Annotated in this window: 12 protein-coding genes; 9 read left to right on the top strand and 3 right to left on the bottom strand. The window is 43.4% G+C overall.

Annotated elements, in window-relative coordinates:
* The first annotated feature begins 322 nt into the window (after positions 1-322).
* The gene (locus V7K67_RS17495) at positions 323-1,126 is read left to right on the top strand and encodes a PEP-CTERM sorting domain-containing protein (RefSeq protein WP_335167706.1); all 804 of its coding nucleotides are present in this window, start codon (positions 323-325) and stop codon (positions 1,124-1,126) included.
* Between the two features lie 125 nt (positions 1,127-1,251).
* Positions 1,252-1,398, top strand: coding sequence for a hypothetical protein (locus V7K67_RS17500; RefSeq protein WP_335167708.1), 147 nt, complete (start codon positions 1,252-1,254; stop codon positions 1,396-1,398).
* A gap of 46 nt (positions 1,399-1,444) precedes the next feature.
* On the opposite strand, the gene ebsA is transcribed toward V7K67_RS17500, so the two are convergent.
* Together ebsA and V7K67_RS17510 are read right to left on the bottom strand one after the other, a co-directional pair.
* On the bottom strand, positions 1,445-1,819 hold the full coding sequence (ebsA, locus tag V7K67_RS17505) for a type IV pilus biogenesis protein EbsA (protein WP_289797664.1): 375 nt from the start codon (positions 1,817-1,819) through the stop codon (positions 1,445-1,447).
* Positions 1,820-1,867: 48 nt separating this feature from the next.
* On the bottom strand, positions 1,868-2,002 hold the full coding sequence (locus V7K67_RS17510; RefSeq protein WP_334732256.1) for a hypothetical protein: 135 nt from the start codon (positions 2,000-2,002) through the stop codon (positions 1,868-1,870).
* Between the two features lie 470 nt (positions 2,003-2,472).
* Between V7K67_RS17510 and V7K67_RS17515 the strand changes: the two genes are divergently transcribed.
* Both V7K67_RS17515 and V7K67_RS17520 read left to right on the top strand, forming a co-directional pair.
* Positions 2,473-3,879 (top strand): glycosyltransferase, encoded by a 1,407-nt coding sequence (locus V7K67_RS17515; protein ID WP_334732257.1) that lies wholly within the window; start codon positions 2,473-2,475, stop codon positions 3,877-3,879.
* Positions 3,880-4,091: 212 nt separating this feature from the next.
* Positions 4,092-5,342 (top strand): RNA-guided endonuclease InsQ/TnpB family protein, encoded by a 1,251-nt coding sequence (locus V7K67_RS17520; RefSeq protein WP_335167710.1) that lies wholly within the window; start codon positions 4,092-4,094, stop codon positions 5,340-5,342.
* A 36-nt stretch (positions 5,343-5,378) separates the two neighbouring features.
* On the opposite strand, the gene dnaX is transcribed toward V7K67_RS17520, so the two are convergent.
* Positions 5,379-8,204, bottom strand: a complete 2,826-nt coding sequence (dnaX, locus tag V7K67_RS17525; RefSeq protein ID WP_335167712.1) for a DNA polymerase III subunit gamma/tau — start codon at positions 8,202-8,204, stop codon at positions 5,379-5,381.
* Positions 8,205-8,565: 361 nt separating this feature from the next.
* Here dnaX and V7K67_RS17530 point away from each other — a divergent pair, with 361 nt between their 5' ends.
* The 5 genes from V7K67_RS17530 to V7K67_RS17550 all read left to right on the top strand — a co-directional run bounded on the left by V7K67_RS17530 (position 8,566) and on the right by V7K67_RS17550 (position 17,248).
* Complete coding sequence (locus tag V7K67_RS17530) at positions 8,566-9,264, top strand: hypothetical protein (protein ID WP_335167714.1); 699 nt, start codon at positions 8,566-8,568, stop codon at positions 9,262-9,264.
* A gap of 377 nt (positions 9,265-9,641) precedes the next feature.
* Complete coding sequence (locus tag V7K67_RS17535; RefSeq protein ID WP_334731018.1) at positions 9,642-13,499, top strand: CHAT domain-containing protein; 3,858 nt, start codon at positions 9,642-9,644, stop codon at positions 13,497-13,499.
* A gap of 321 nt (positions 13,500-13,820) precedes the next feature.
* The gene (locus V7K67_RS17540) at positions 13,821-14,141 is read left to right on the top strand and encodes a hypothetical protein (protein ID WP_334731019.1); all 321 of its coding nucleotides are present in this window, start codon (positions 13,821-13,823) and stop codon (positions 14,139-14,141) included.
* 107 nt (positions 14,142-14,248) lie between these two features.
* Positions 14,249-14,710: a GNAT family N-acetyltransferase gene (locus V7K67_RS17545; RefSeq protein WP_334731020.1), complete on the top strand. Its 462-nt coding sequence runs from the start codon at positions 14,249-14,251 to the stop codon at positions 14,708-14,710.
* Positions 14,711-15,577: 867 nt separating this feature from the next.
* Entirely contained in the window at positions 15,578-17,248 is a 1,671-nt protein-coding gene (locus V7K67_RS17550) for a fasciclin domain-containing protein (RefSeq protein ID WP_334731021.1), read from the top strand.
* Positions 17,249-17,450: the final 202 nt, after the last annotated feature.

Raw genomic sequence — 17,450 nt, forward strand, 5'->3', positions numbered from 1 at the left:
GTTGGCGCTACGCGCCAACGTACCGATGCACGCGATCGCATCAATTGAGTGGTAACAAGCACAGATCAGTCGATAACCCGCAACTTGGGTTACTAGTGAAATTCAGCTAAAAATAAATAATTAAAAAATGCTTGCGATCAATTAGGTTTCGGCTAAAGCATAATTTAGATCAAATGTTCTAGCTTCCTATAAAAATGTTTTTTGTTGCCGATGAAACTTCCATCAGAAGCTTGGAATAATAAATCGTGCGGGAGAAACATTTGCAATGAATCTCAGCAGATTAGGTGTATTTACCATCGGCAATTAAAGGAACAATTTGTTAATGAAAGTGAGATCATCAGGGATTAAGCTAGGTTTTGCAGTTGTTAGCAGCAGTTGTTTAGCAACAGTAGCGATCGCTTTCAGTAGCGCAAGTGCTTTTGCCGCCCAATTCATCACAATTGAAAGCACTGGTACGTTATCAGGAACAATCGAACTTCCCAGAAATAATCCCAATTTCAATAACAGTATTACTCGTATTGATACGGATGACACTGGAACTTATTACCGGAACTTAGGTACTAATAATAATCCTAATTATGTTCCTGTATACCAGTCAGACTATTTAAAGGTACAAACACGCTCTGATGGAAGTCTGCATTACTTTGTTGATTTTAAAGGTATTCCAATTGTCTCCTTTGATGGTGTTCTCACATCGCCAGTTCTCTCTGGTGGTCAGTTGACACCCTTCCTTTACCAGGGACAATTAGCAGGAACTACATTTCAAGGAGTAGTTCAGGATGAATTTAATCTCACAAAGGCTTTCTACACTGGCACTGTCACCGACCCAGACACCGGAAAGCAGTACCAAGGCACTTTTGAAGTGAGTGGATATGGGGAGCGATATAGTAATCCCAATGGTAGTTTAACTCCCACAGTCTTTGATTTCCAGTCCGATATTCCAGGTTTGCCAACTATAACATCCTTGACCATAACTAACGCTACCTTGGCAAATTTGAGAATTAAAGTACCTATAGATGAAACTTCTATTCCAGAACCCACTAGCCTTCTCGGAACCTTGATGGTAGCTGGTTTTGGTATTATTTTGAAAAGAAGAAAAGACATCGAACCTAAGAAGATGTTTTGAAAAAGGGACTAGGGACTGGGAAAATTGTTCGGGGATTCAGACTAGGGTGTTGACTCTGAACACTTTACCCAATAAGACTTCATGCAAAAAATAACACGAATAATTTTCCCAAAAATTCCCGAAAAATGCACAAAGTCAACAGCCTAGATTCAGACCCCAACCAAGTTAAAAAAAAACTCTTCCTAGTCCCCAGTCCCGGAGCGTCATTCCTCTCCGACTTCGGCGCAGCAAGTCGGGGAGGAATGGCGCAACCCGTTGATGTGGTGAACTAATATTTTTAAATACAAGCCGAACTTGTAAAAGTCCGGCTGAGTTTAATCAATCATCTATACGCAATAGTTTGCGGTAAAACGGTTGTGAAAAATCGGTTATGCGATAACGTTTATAGTTGTCCATAAGTTCAATTAAAAAATTAATAAACTCGAAACTAGCCATCATCAGTTCATAACTCAGGTCAGCGTTGCCATCAAACTGAATTCGGCAACGAGTTAAGTCTGAAGGTAGGGTAGCAACATTCCAGGAGGCGACAAAAGGGACATGTTCACTAGCTTCTATCTTCCGATGTCCCTCCAAGACCCCTTTTTGATAAAGACTGATGGCATAGGGTAAGAAATTGCGCCTAGCGCCCTGAACGTAAGGTAAGTAAACACTGGCTTGTTGTTGAGTGGCAGGCTGAAGTTGCTCAATAGACATTATTAAATATTCCTCAAGTTAGTTTGCAACTGGGGATATTAGTGGCTGTTAGTAGTATTCCCAAAAGATGTATCTAAAGCACATGAGGGGAGTGGGAGATGAGGGGGATGAGGGGGATGAGGGGGATGAGGGAGATGAGGGGGATGAGGGAGAATAATTAATGCCCAATGCCCCATGCCCCATGCCCAATGCCCAATAAATGAAGTTCCTGCTAAGAAATATTAAAATTTCGGTTACAATAATGCTGCATTAACTGTTATCGAATCTGGGAACGGTAACACTAAAAATCCCGACTGTAAAGTGGTGGATAACGTTATTGCAGTTTCTCCCAACAAAAAGCTGCTGCTACCTTGCTATTACTTTGCCCAAACCGGAGTTCTCTTTGGAGAAAGTCGGACTCTACAAGCTTCCTGCCCAAGTGGCTATCAAAGGAATCAAGCCTCTGTCTAAGAGTAGCAAACGTGGTTAATGTCAGGTAATTACGCAGAGTGGCGGTGACAACAAAGGTAGTCCCAGTGGCTTTTGGCTTAGGGATAGCGGGTATTGCAGTTTGCCCATTCCGATTAATATCGGGAAAAGTAGCTTAGGGATATTTGTCCGTAAAATTACTAACTGTAGACAAATACTGGTTTTTGAATCAAGCAACCTAACCTATGCCAGCGAATTCCTGGCCCGAAGAAGATTCTTATCAAGAGCTTGATCCGCTCAACTCCTTGTTGTCTGACCTATCAGTAGATGAGGAGTCGGTGTTAGAGACAGATCCGGTGTCTCTAACATCCCGGTTTCAAGGTCGTAGAGGCAAAGCGGCTCTAGTCTTGACTATCGTCTGGAGTGGCACGATCGCTCTACATTTAGTTTCTTGGGCTTCCATTTTTATTCTAGGACTGACCACCATTCTAGGATTTCATGCTTTGGTGGTAGTGTTTACTAAATCCCGCCGCTATCCAAAAGAAATACAGGGAGATTTGCCTTCTGTATCTGTGCTAGTGGCTGCAAAAAATGAGGAAGCGGTAATTGCTAAATTAGTCAAAAATCTTTGTAATCTGGAATATCCAGGTGGGCAATACGAAGTATGGATAATTGACGATCACAGCAGTGATAGCACGCCACTTTTACTAGCAGAACTCGAACAGAAACACGACCAACTGAAAGTACTAAGGCGTTCAGCAGAATCTACTGGTGGCAAATCGGGGGCGTTGAATCAGGTATTGCCGCTGACAAAGGGCGATATCATCGCAGTATTTGATGCTGATGCTCAAGTGACACCAGATTTGCTGCAACAGGTAGTACCTTTATTTCAAAGAGAAAATGTGGGGGCGGTGCAGGTGCGAAAAGCGATCGCCAACGCTAAAGAAAACTTTTGGACTAAGGGTCAAATGTCCGAAATGGCCCTTGATACCTGGTTTCAGCAACAACGGACTGCCCTTGGTGGCATTGGCGAACTGCGGGGTAATGGTCAATTTGTCCGGCGTTCCGCCTTGGAAAGCTGCGGTGGCTGGAATGAGGAAACCATTACCGATGATTTGGATTTGACAATCCGCTTACATTTGGATAAATGGGATATTGAGTGTGTTTTCCATCCAGCGGTACAAGAAGAAGGTGTGACAAGTGCGATCGCACTCTGGCATCAGCGCAACCGTTGGGCAGAAGGTGGTTATCAGCGTTATCTGGATTATTGGGATTTAATTCTCAAAAACCGTATGGGAACGCGCAAAAGCTGGGATTTGCTGATTTTTATGCTGATTATGTATATCTTGCCGACAGCAGCAATACCAGATTTATTGATGGCGATCGCTCGTCATCGTCCACCAATGTTAAGTCCCATCACCGGTTTGTCCGTTACTATGTCGATAGTAGGGATGTTTACAGGTCTGAAACGAATACGTCAAGATCAAAAATTCCCACTTTCTACATATTTTATAATGCTGGTGCAAACCCTGCGTGGCAGTTTATATATGTTGCACTGGTTAGTCGTCATGAGCAGTACTACTGCCCGGATGTCAGTAAGACCAAAGCGGCTAAAATGGGTGAAAACTTTGCATACTGGGCATGGGGAATAGGGAATAGGACTGGGGAGTAGGGACTAGGGGAAATTTTTTTAATACCCAGTCCCCAGTCCCCAGTCCCCACTCCCCAATCCCCAGTCCCCAGTACCCTAATCCCTTTTATCAGAAATTTGGGTTTCAAACCCCGTCCTTGTAGGACGGCTTTATATTTACCAGAGACACGATTTCCACTAAATGTGTTGTGTTAAAATAGTGGAATGTTAACTATGAACTACCGCTACCGAATCTATCCAAACATCACTCAAGAGAAATCGCTTTTTGAGTGGATGGACATTTGTCGCGTTGCCTATAACTACGGGCTGCGAGAAATTAAGGATTGGTGCAATAGTCGGAAATGTCTGGTTGACAGATGCTCGATTAGTCATGAGTACATCATGACTGCTGATAGCCCTTTCCCAAGTGTTGTAAAGCAACTTAATGCCCTGCCAAACGCTAAAAAGGTATTCCCACGATTGGGTGAAGTACCAAGTCAAGTTTTGCAGCAAGCGATTAAACAATTGCATCGAGCATGGGAAGGATTTCTTGATATTGGGCATGGGTTCCCAAGATTCAAAAAGTTTGGGCAATTCAAATCTTTGTTGTTTCCCCAGTTTCAACAGAATCCGGTGACTGGAGTGCATATTGCCTTGGCTAAACTTGGGTTGATTCCAATTAACTTGCATCGACCAATCCCTAATGGATTTGTGGTTAAACAGGTTCGGATAATTAACAAAGCGGATATTTGGTACGCTGACATTAATATCCAGTGTGATGTTAGTGTTCCGAGTCCAATGCCGCATGGACACCCAATTGGAGTGGATGTAGGACTTGAAAAGTTTTTGGCAACTAGTGATGGTGTTCTGATCAAGTCGCCCAAGTTTCTGAAAGTGATGCAAAGCAAGCTGAAATTGCTGCAACGCAGACTTTCTAGAAAAAAGAATAGCTCCAAGAATTACGAGAAACAGCGCATTCAAGTTGCCAGACTTCACCACGTTATTGATAACACCCGTAAAGACTTCCACTTCAAGCAAGCTCACGCCCTTTGTGATGCTGGTGATCTGGTCTTCATGGAAGATTTGGATTACCGGACTCTTGGCTCTGGGATGCTTGGCAAACAGATGCTTGACGCTGGGCTTGGACAGTTCCGAATCATTACCAAATATGTTTGCTGGAAACGTGGTAAATTCTTTGGTGAAGTTAGCGCCAGGGGGACTTCTCAAGAGTGTCCTGAGTGTGGTGTTCAAGTCAAAAAGGATTTGAGTGTTAGAGTGCATCATTGTCTGAGTTGCGGATATACGACTGATAGGGATGTAGCTAGCGGACAAATAATTAGAAACAGAGGGATAAAACTGATTAGTACGGCGGGACACGTCGGAATTGAAAGTGCTTGTGCAGACGGTCTACCGGGGATTGGGGAAACTCAGTCTAGGCAAGTGTCGAAACCCCGTAAGGGAAAAACCAAGAAATCTAAGAAGTAATTCTTAGAAGCTCCGTACCTTTAGGTCGGAGTGATGTCACTCATCATCCACGTCTGCTTCTTCTACCCATTCTGGTGTAGTTATGGAATCAGAGAATTCTGGGAAATCATCTGCAAAACGGATAATTTGTCCGTTGAAAAATTCTGCTACACGTTGAGCTGCGATCGCTACTTCATCAACTTCCCAATCAGGTGCGGGTGTTTGTTTTGGGGGTGGAGGCAAAGTTTGCGCCCCATTTCCATTTACGCTATTTCTATTTACGCCATTTCCATTTACGCCGTTTCCATTTTTTGCTGCTGTTGGTGATGATGGTGGAGTGGTTGACTGTGGTACTGGCGCTGGAGGCGGAACTTGCTGGTTATAACTGGGTGTGGGTGGTTGCTGAACGCGAGTAGAGTCTTTTAGCGGAGGTTTTTTTTTGGCTGAGATCGGAGTTGTAGAACTGACTTGTTCCAGATTTACCTGAACTTCACGTTGAAAAGTCTGCTGGAAAGCTGTCTTCATCATCGGGAGATCAGATTTAAGTGTTTCATACCATTTAGACCCTTTAACAGCAATACGCGCTACAGTGCCGTTAAACTCTATTAGCTGGCACATTTGCCCCAGTAAAGCTTGCCTAGAAGGCATCGGAAAATTAGCACGCACTTGTTGCCAAACCTGAGTTAAGTCATATTCTGCTTCCCCAACAACTTCTGAAGTTACTGGTTCAACGTTTGCAGGTGGCACAGTAACGGATATCGGTTCTGGGGTTGGTGGTGAAACTGAGTTAGCAGCAGAATTGTGATTTGTTTGCTGTTCAATAGGATGAGATGAAGTAACAGGCTGATTTTGGGCTGCTGCTTGATGATGGTTTGCAGAATTATGATTTATTTGCGGTTCAGCTAGAGGTACAGAAGAGACTGGGTGATTTTGGGCAACTGCTGGAAGATAATTTGGAGATACAGCAGGTGTATTAACTCGTGGTGCGACACTTGGGGCTTGTGGCTGAATATTCGTCGCACTGGGTAACAATCCTAGTAATGTTACCTCCAACCACAAACGCGGCTGGGTGGTATTTTTAATTTGCACTTCAGCTTCTCGCAAGTGTTTCTGTCCCGCCAAAATCCCGCTCATATCGAAGTATTGAGCAAACTCAATCAGCGCTGTCCAGGTTTGCTGAGTACAAGCAACCAAATCGTGGCGGTTGGGTGCTGTTTTAGCTATGAGTAAATCGCGGTAGAAGGCGGCGAGATTTTGCAAAATAGTCAGGGGTTCTCGACCACGATCTAGGATGTAGTGAGTACAGTCTAGAACAGCTTCCGGTTTATCTTGAGCGATCGCATTTAAAAGACTCAGCAAGTCCTGTTCGCTCACTGTCCCCACCAAATCCCAAACTCGCTCTGGTGTCACTTCACCCGCTAACAAACCCAATTGGTCAAGTAGACTTTCGGCATCCCGTAACCCTCCCTGAGCAAGTTGGGCTACCAGGGTGACAGCATCATGTGAAATATGAATGTTTTCAAAAGATGCGATCGCACTTAAATGCTTCACCATCGCTTCTAACTGGATGCGTCTAAAATCAAACCTTTGACAGCGTGAAATAATCGTTGGTAACACCCGTTGCGGGTCTGTTGTCGCCAATATAAAAACTACTTGTCTCGGTGGTTCTTCTAGGGTCTTCAGTAGCGCGTTGAATGCCTGGGTACTGAGCATGTGGCAATTATGTACCAAGAGCATATTTGCTACAAAGTTATGATTATCTGCTACTTCAATATCATAAACTCGCTCAACCCCAGCGAGGTGAACAGATTCGACTGTCTCCAAACTTGTAATCCATGAGGATGCCGTATCCACTTTCACCCGACTTTTCACGTTGCGTGAATCTAACCCCCCAGCCCCCTTCTCTACTAGGGAATGGGCAGAATTCAAAGCCTCTCCCCTTTGCACTACGGTGTACACACAAGTCGAATTACCCCCCTTAATCCCCCCAATAAACGGGGGGAAAAAGAAATCTAGTTCCCTCACGCCACATGCTTCTCCTGTCGGAGACGCTGCGCGAACAAATCGGCAAAGCCGCCCAACGCAGTGGCTCCCCTTTATAAGGGGAGGGTTAGGGTGGGGTAATTCGGCAGACTGGTTGTGATTCGATAACTTGTGTGTACACCGTAGCCTAGAAGGAGAGAGGTTTTCCAGATCCCGTGAAAAGTCATCCACATTCACAGGGGATAGTATCTTCACTCCTTCTCTTACGTCCTTTGCTGGTAGCCATCCCTGGTTTGTCCTAATTAAATGATTACCCGTACATCTAATTTCTCGGTTAGTTGTCTTGATAACGAAGGTTTGACGTTCTCCTTGATCTAACCACCTGACAACTTTCTTGAATTCCCATTTACCTGATGAGTCGTTGTAACTCAGAACCCTCTTACCTTTGATTTTGGGATCATCGATTCTGTTAAGTCCGTTATCAGTCAATACCAGAGAATCTCCAGTTAGGCATTCGTCGATTACATAAACCTTGTAGCGACACTGTACAGGAGCAAATTGGGCTTTTTCAATCAACTCGCGGATATTATCGACACCAGTATTGCTAGCCGCGTCGATTTCAATTATGTCTAAGGCGTAGCCCTTGGTGATTCCCTGACAAACCTCACACACGCCGCAGGGTTCAGCCGTGGGCTTGTCGCCTTTGAGACAATTGAGGGATTTAGCCAGAATTCGGGCACTAGAAGTTTTCCCCGTACCTCTGGGCCCAGTGAATAAGTAGGCGGGGGCGATTTTGGATGTGCCGATCGCATTCGTGAGGGTGGTAGCGATCGCCTCTTGGCCCACCAGTTCAGCAAAACTCTTGGGGCGATATTTGTGGTGCAGGGGTTCATAAGACATGGAAATATAGACTTCAATGCCTTTCAACGTTAATTAGTAGCACCGAGTCGAGTTTAGGATTCAATTATTTTAAACTCTCGTACCTGCTTTATTTATCGATGTTGCCATAGCCCTTGTACTCAACTAATGCCGTATATTTTGGCACTCAGGAAAGCAAGAAACTACAGCTGATCCTCTACTATGATTTCAACATCAATGTATGGGAATTATAGCATATCACTTAGTACATTTGTTCTATTTGAGGGATTGGGGATTGGGGACTGGGGGATAAGCGAACCGGAGAGAAAAACTCTTGACAAATGACTAATGACTATACGTTAGTCCAGTGCGATCGCTACAATCTTAGGATAAGCAATATTCGATGGTGCAGCAGATGCTCAAGCGGCTATTTCAATGGTTCAAAAAGCTTTTTCAGAGCTTGTTTGGTGGAAAACAGACTGCCTCCAAATCTAGGAGAAATGTGGAAAAGGAACCAGCGCCACCCCTAAGCGATACGGATCTGGAATTTCTTTTTAACGAACTGTTGCAAGGAGTTCATCAAGCACGAGGCGAAGCATGGGCACGAAAGTGGCTGTATAATATTGAACATCGTATCCCAACTCAAGACTGGGTTGAGTGGTTAGGGCGCTTTGGTGACAGATTGCTTGCATCACCTACACCCAATAATGAAATGGCTGCGCGGTTAGTGCAACTGGGTGAGTTGGACATCCCAGAAATCGGAGATGTTGCCTATAGTATTGGGATGCAGTTGTTGACACGCAATCCAGGCGAACCCATTTGGGAATATGCAGGGCCAGATACCGTTAGCATAAATTTGCCCCCTGAGCCAACTACCCCAGTATCAGAGTTAGCAGATACGCCAGAGAACCCCCCGGAGGGAGAATACCAAACTGTCACCCTAGAAGAGTTGTTTGTGATGTTACAGGAGGATGAAAACTTACGCCAGCAGATTGCTCAACAGCTTGCCGTTGAAACAGATGACCCACAAGTGCTTGTCCAGGCATTGATTAGCCAATTATATCCTGGTGGTGAATCGACTACAGAGCAAACAGAAAATTAATGGCTTCCCAGAGTCAAGAGATTTTGGATTTTGGATTTTAAATTTTGGATTGACCCCATCGATAAACAGATGCATCTCGAATATTTTGGATTCTGGATTTGTTTCACCTCCGAAGGTTGAAAGCGCATAGCAGGACGTTAGTTAGGTATGAAACATAAAGAATCTAAAATCTAAAATCTAAAATTGGCAGGGTCAAAACTCAAGAGTTAAATCTGGGAATTGTAACGTTGTAATGCTATGCTCTTGAAGATTTGTATATTTTTTGCTAACCTGCTACGGAAGCGCTGTCCGAATCTAATGGATTTTTACGTAATTGATGATTTTTTTAACACAACGATGGCTACAATCTAGAAAAACAAAATCCAAGAGTGTGGCAGATGCTCAGGCGGATATCGCAGTCGCTTAAAAGGTTTTTAAAGCGCCTCATTGCAAGTAAACAGACTACTTCTCTCAAGGGTGTGAGAGGACGCAATCTGGTGGGAATATTACCAGAACTAACCAATGCGGATCTGGAACAATTGTTTATCCAATTGTTAGAAGGCGTGCATCAAGCACGAGGACGACAGTGGGCATTGAGGTATCTGCAACGGATTGAAAATCGCATTCCGGCTGAACGCTGGATAGATTGGTTGGTGATGTTTGGTGAAAGCTTACTAGCTTCACCTACACCAAATCCTCTTTTAGCAACACAGATGGTGCAATTAGGGGAACTTGGTGTTGGCAGAATTGGAGATGTTGCTTATGACATTGGCATTCGGCTAATGCAAAATTTACCCACAGAAATAGAGTATCAGGACAATCAGCCGCAAGATGACGGAGAAATAACTCCTGGGCAAGAACTGATCGGCGATTTGGGCGAGCAGTTATGGGAGTATGATGAGCCAGAATTTGTAGAAATAACTCCTGGGCAAGAACTGATCCGCGATTTAGGCGAGCAGTTATGGGAGTATGATGAGCCAGAATTTGTAGAGATCGCGACAAATGAAGAAATTATTATCCCAAGTTCCCCTGGACAAGAGCTAATCCGTAGCTTAGGCGAACAGTTATGGGAATATGATGTGCCAGATGTTGAACCAATCACGTCAGCACCTCAAAATGTCTCTTTTGAGGAAAGATTACCCGAAAATTTAGAGGAACTGGTATCGGAGTATGAAGGGGAAAACGTCCAAACCGCAATACCTGAAAATGTTCCTCTCCCCCCACTGGAAGATTCAATCACTTCCTTAGCCCAACTGAGGTTCGGCGATGAAGAAGTTGTTCAAATTACAACACCAGCAAATCTCCTTTCCACTAGGCAAAGGACTGAATTAGCAACGTCTTCCTCGGTGGAAACTTGGGATAACACTTTGACGAATTTAGAGCCAAATGTAGCTAATACCTTAGATGAGTTGTGGGTAAGGTTGGATCAAAGTACCAATTTAGTCCAGCAACTTGCTTCGGATTTGGCAGTTCAAAGTAGTAATTCCTCTGCTAGTATTGAGCGACATAGCGATAATCCGATTACCCACGCTCAAGGGTGGTTTTACCAAGGTCTTCAACAAGCGAAAACAGGTGATTTGTTAGGCGCGATCGCATCCTATGACCAAGCCATTGAAATGCAACCCGAATTTTCCGAATATTGGTTTAACCGAGGCTTAACGCTGTTCCATTTAGAACGTTTTGATGAAGCGATCGCTTCTTATGAAACCGCTATAGAATTGAAACCCGACTTCTACAAAGCTTGGTACAACCGGGGTGGAACTCTCGGAGAATTAGGATATTTTGAAGAAGCGATCGCTTCTTTTGACAAAGCTATAGAAATCAAACCAGACTACCAAGAAGCTTGGTCTAGCAAGGGTTTGGCACTGCTGAAATTAGGTTGGCTACCAGAAGCTATTGCTAGTTATGACCAAGCCCTGCAACTCGAACCAGAAGACCAGGAAAACTGGTATCACCGAGGCATCGCCCTAGCTGTCAGCGAACAATTTGCCGAGGCGATTATATCTTACGACAGAGCTATAGAAATTAACCCAGAGTACCACGAAGTTTGGATAGACAGGGGTGTAGTGCTGTTTAATTTGGGAAGATGGTCAGAAGCGATCGCTTCCTGGGATAAAGCCCTTTCAGTTCAAGCCGATTTCTACTTAGCTTGGTACAACCGGGGTATAGCATTAGACAACTTAGGACGTAGAGAAGAAGCGATCGCCTCCTATGGGCAAGCGATCGCCATTAAACCCGACTTCCACCTAGCTTGGTATAATCAGGCAGTAGCACTGTTTTATTTAGAACAATTTGCCGAAGCGATCGCTTGTTATGACAACGCTTTGCAAATTAAACAAGATTATTGGGAAGCTTGGATTGGTCGGGGAACTGCGATCGGTAATTTAGTGAACTCTGACGAATTGCGGAATTTATCGAGTAGTATCACAGCGATCAATCCTGCCTTACAACAGGGCGGCTACGAAGGAAAATTAGCCAGCTACGAAGAAGGTTTAAAGCATCTGCGGACAGATACCCATCCAGAAGGTTGGGGTAGATTGCATTTTGCGATCGCTAATACTTACTACGACCAAGGCAAAAAACATCCCAATCCCCGCGATTCTTGGCGCAAAGCCGCGTCTGAATACCATCAGGCGCTATTAACCCTCACACTAGAGTATTTTCCCCAGCTGCATCTAGAGGTTTTGCAATCTCTCAGCAAAGTGCTGATGGGCTTGGGACAAACCACACAAATTCAAGAATTACTGCAACGCGGTACAGACTTATTGCGACAATTACTGAGTGAAGAAACTCGCTCAGACGAAAGTAAAAAACAACTAGCTTTGAAATTTGCAGGCTTCGATCAATTGGCAGTAGATTTAGCCGTCGAGTCTGGTGATTTAGTAGAAGCTTGGGAAATTGCCGAACAAGGCAAAAATACTTGTTTAAACTGGCTACTTTCTGGCTGGAATGATCATATTTATTCGCCTTATTATGACGCAATTCAACAACTATTTAATCCCACAACAGCAATTATTTACTGGCATATTAGTCCAGTTGCTCTACAGACTTTTATCCTCAAAGATCAAGCACCATCACCGATTCTGCTCTTTACACCGATGCAAGACGTTGGGGGGCTATCTTTAGGAGAAGATGCTATTCGTCTAAATGAATTGCCCCTACCCGAAGCAGTACAACGCCTAATTGAATTTGAAACTTGGCTAGAAGATTGGCATCAACAATACCAAGAATATCGCAGCATAGCCCAAGACAAAGAAAGTAAAAGCCACCATGCTTGGCGAGTTGAGATGGAAGAGAAGTTGTTGCAACTGTATGAAATCCTGAATATTTCCACAATTGCACAGGAACTCGAAGGCATCACCCAACTGGTTTTAATTCCTCACCGTGACTTATACAGATTGCCCATTCATACACTTTTCCATCTCTCTTCTGAAAATGGCGAAGAATTACCGAATGTGGAATCAAATTTCACCGTCACCTATTTACCCAGTGCCCAAATAGGTTTATCAATCAGAAATGAGGATATTTGGCAGTGGCAAAATAAGTTATTGCTCAGTGTTGAACATCCTGAAAGTACAGGTTATCCGCCGCTTAAATTTGCCAAACTGGAATCTGAAATTGTTAGTCAGATGTTCAATAATATCCAACGAATTCAGGGAGCGGAAGCTACAAAAAACCTTGTCGTAAATGCTTTATCTGAGAATTACAACATCTTACATTTTACGGGTCATGTCACTAATAATTTAGTTGAACCTAAAAAGTCAGAATTAGCATTAGCAGGTGAAGATAGACTTACACTAGATGAAATCTACCAACAAAATCTCGCAAGTTACAACCTGATTACCCTCTCTGCCTGTGAAAATTTGATTACTAGCAACCACACTATCAGCAGCGAATATGTGAGTTTAGTTAGTGGTTTTGTCAGTCAGGGTGTACCTCATGTAGTGAGTACTCTTTGGAGTGTAGAATCTTCGGCTAGTGCCTTGGTGATGATCGAGTTTTATCGACGATTACAGCCCAATAAATCAGCCGTTACTGCCTTAGCCGAAGCAACACGATGGCTGAAAGAACTAACTGCTGGAGAATTGACAAAATGGTATGAAGATATTTTGAATAATCTGCATCCAGAGGAAGTACGGATTCAAACTTATTTAGCAACACAACTATATAGAAATAGTAAAATGGCATCAGATAAAAATCTTTATAATCATCCTTATTATTGGGCAGCCTTTACGATTATGGGTAAGCCGAATTAAAACCCCACACTTACACTAGTTCTATGTTGGGTGGGGATTGTACCCGATTTTGGAAGCACCATTGTGGAGTATTTCGCCGTTTATTCCGGTGGCTTGAACTCATGTTGATATTCTGGACACTTAGGAACGTGGATTAAATAAGATGCAAAACTTCATCCTATCTCTAGCTTCCCTCTCCTTTTTAAGGAGAGGGATTGAGGGTGAGGTAAACCAGGGACATAAATTGTATGTTATTTAATTCTTATTCCTTAACCCGCCCCTACGACCTCTGCACTTCGGTTTGATAAATCTGGTGAGAAATCCGGGTTAACAGGGCTAGAAATGAAAACAATTGAAGAATTAAAGACTCGGATCAAAGAACTCAGTAGTCAAGCTGTAGAATTTAGTAAAAAAGCAACTGAAGTGTGTTTGACAGATCGGGAACAAGCTAAACAGTTCAGACAACAAGCTAGGGAAGCTAGTAAGCGCTGTCAATTAGAGGGACGAGCCTACAAACCTTCAACTCCCATTAGACGGCACAGCGATCCTACCAAGGATCGGGCGAAGGTGGAATGGGTGGTGCGTGTGCCCCAAGGTAGCACAGTTAAACTGCTAGCCCGTCATGAACGTGCTGGAGTTGTTCGCACTGAATTAACACTCTAAAACTCTTATTCCTTTGCGTACTTTGCGGTTCGTTTTTCATTATTTTGCATAAGTCCTGATTTGAAATTTTCAAACATACTTCCTGGCGTAATTACCTTAATACAGTTTTGTCTAAACCTATAATTACCGTTCGCCTGATTACGCGTGACGAACTTCCTCAACTTCTGGCGTTGTATCAGCACCTAAACCCCATCGATGCCCCTCTACCTGCTAACGATGTTTTACAATCCATCTGGGATGCGATTTTGCACGATCCCCGTTTGTATTACATTGTGGCTGATGTTGATAACCAGTTAGTCGCAATGTGTAACTTAACTATTGTTCCCAACTTGACCCGTGGCGCACGTTCATACGGCATTATTGAAAATGTTGTCACTCACGCCGATTATCGACGACAGGGATTTGGTACGCAAGTGCTGCATTATGCTTTAGCTTTGGCATGGCAGCAGCAGTGTTATAAAGTGATGCTTCTGAGTGGCTCAAAACGCGAGGAGACTTTGCACTTCTATGAAAAAGCAGGGTTCAAGCGTGGAGTCAAAATCGGATTTGTTGCCCTAGCTCCAGAGTAGTTGTGAGCCAGATTGATACAGATGAGACACCTTTTCCAAATCCTAGTTTATCTTTGGATTCCTTTCCATAAAATCGTCTTTTGCAAACAACTTAATTCTTAGCCAAAGAATTTAGCACGATCAGGCTCGAAATTTTTGATTGCGATCGCTAATTCTCAGTCTAGTATTTTCAAATTCCCTATCATTGACAACTATCTAAAGAGTGAAAGTTTTTCCTCGAAATCTAGCCCTGAGTTAGTTGTATTATCTCAATCAAAGATTAAGAATATATCAGATCGCAAAGAAAAACTTTATTTCTTAAATGTTACTAAAGATCATGATACATTAAGTTTGACGGCATTAAACCTCCTCGGCAATTATAAAGAGATGGCTATGAAAGGCCAATTGTTTTAGTGCTTGACTGCAATTTTATAATTGATAAAATCGCCTACTTGCATTAATTATCTTTATTGTTGCAACATATTCAGATCGCCACCGTCTAGCTGCTTATATTTAGTGTGATCTGCGGTTCTTAAAAAAACCGGAATCCTATACCGTGTGGGAAACATTGGGATAAATGTTTAGGACTTACGCAAAACTACACGCACTCAGGGGCAATACCCTGCGGGAAGCCGCTCCGCGTCTACATGAATTGCCCCCTATGAAAATCCTTCTTTTCGGCTATTGTTTGCGTAAATCCTGATTTTATGAGATGTCAGAGCAGCCACTCATAATGCCCCACATTTTAATTTTCCAGAGTTAACGGGTTTCATTTCTGGTTTTCATATCGAGGTGAACCAACCAGTCATCTGGATATTTGTATTCACTTAACCCTGCATCGTGTATTTTCCAATAGTCAACCCAAGAAATTGAAAAGAGGATATTTCCATGTCTAGTTTGTTTCGTTGGTCATCAACAAAGATTGCTTTGCTAGTTCTGGGAATGACAGCTGCGACAATAGCTCCCATCGTAATTTCTACACCAGCTTTATCTCAAACTACTGTTCCATCTACACCATCGGGTACACCAGCACCAACTTCAACAGTTAACTTGTCTGATGTCTCCTCAGATTATTGGGCGCGTCCCTTCATTCAAGCCCTAGCCGACAATAACGTAATTGCTGGCTTTCCTGATGGTACTTTTAGACCAAATCAACCTGTGACTCGTGCTGAATTTGCCGCCTTGATTCAAAAAGCTTTCAGTAACCAAAATCGAGTTCGGCAATTAAGTCCAGGTGGGTTTAGTGATGTTCCTGCTAACTACTGGGCTGCTTCTGCAATTCAAAACGCCTACGAAACTGGATTTTTGGCAGGCTATCCTGGCAACGTGTTTAAACCAAATCAAGAAATTCCTAGAGTGCAGGGGATTGTTTCTTTAAGTAGTGGCTTGGGTTTGTCTGGTGGCGATGCTAATACTCTCAGTAGTTACTACAACGACGCTTCAGCTATCCCCAACTATGCTGTTAATAGTGTGGCAGCAGCGACACTAGGTAATCTTGTTGTGAATTACCCGGATGTGAAACAACTCAATCCGCAACAATCTTTAACTCGTGCTGAAGCTGCGGCACTATTATATCAAGCTTTAGTTAAGCAAGGAAAGCTGCAACCCATTGCTAGCAATCTTCCAGCTAGTCAGTATGTTGTCGCTGGAACTCCAACCAGTACCGATATTGTTTCTCTTGCTGCATCCAGTAGTTCTTTTACAACTCTGACTTCTTTATTAAAGACATCAGGTTTAGCAGATGTTCTTCAACAGGCTGGACCTTATACAGTTTTTGCTCCCACCGATCAAGCATTTGCTGCTTTGCCTGCTGCTACTTTACAAGAGTTACAGCAACCAGAGAACAGAGAAGCATTGATTAAGATTTTGAGATATCATGTGGTTCCCGGTGCGGTAACTGCTAGTCAACTCTCGTCTGGGAAACTGGAAACAGTTGAAGAAAAACCTGTAAATATTCAAATCGATCGCGCTAACAATCAAGTCTTGGTGAATAATGCCAGAGTTCTCCAGGCGGACGTTAAAGCTAGCAATGGTATTATCCATGCAATTAACCAAGTCCTGATCCCGCCTGATGTTAACATCAGTAAGTTAAATCAACCGCCAACAGGAAATAATGGTACGCCTGACGTGACAGTAGGTAGAGCTACTCGTGGTGGCAGAAGCTATATCGGAGTTGCTGGTAATATTGGTTTGACCGGAGACAGTACAGCTTTAGGCCAGGGTAACTTTGCAGTGATTAGCAAAGTTGGTCTGACACGTAATATATCAGTGCGACCATCGGTAATATTTGGGGATAATACACTGTTTCTGGTTCCCGTTACTTTGGATTGGTCTCCTAGCACAGCAGGTTCAGTGGGTAAGGAAACGTTCTCTATATCTCCTTATGTGGGTGCTGGTGTAGCTATTGCCGCTAATAATAATACTGATTTTGGATTACTGCTAACTGGTGGTGTAGATATTCCTCTCGGTTCTAAATTTACGCTAACGGGTAGTGCAAATGCTGCTTTTGTCGATAATACTGATGTAGGAATACTATTAGGAGTTGGCTACAACTTCTAAGTAAATAGAATCACAACAATACACTAGTACAAGAAGGCAAAAGTAAAAAGAAGGCAGTTCTTGCTTGAGGAAAACTGCCCTCAGCAAGAACTGCCGCGATCGCTAGGGTCTCAAGACTGCGTAGGTTTTGGAATTTCTTGGTTGAGGCAAGCAGGGGAAGCAGGGGTAGAAATGGAGGCTGGCGTTGAGTTTTGCCTCCCCT

This window comes from Nostoc sp., assembly GCF_036917155.1.
In the GTDB taxonomy this organism is placed as follows: domain Bacteria; phylum Cyanobacteriota; class Cyanobacteriia; order Cyanobacteriales; family Nostocaceae; genus Nostoc.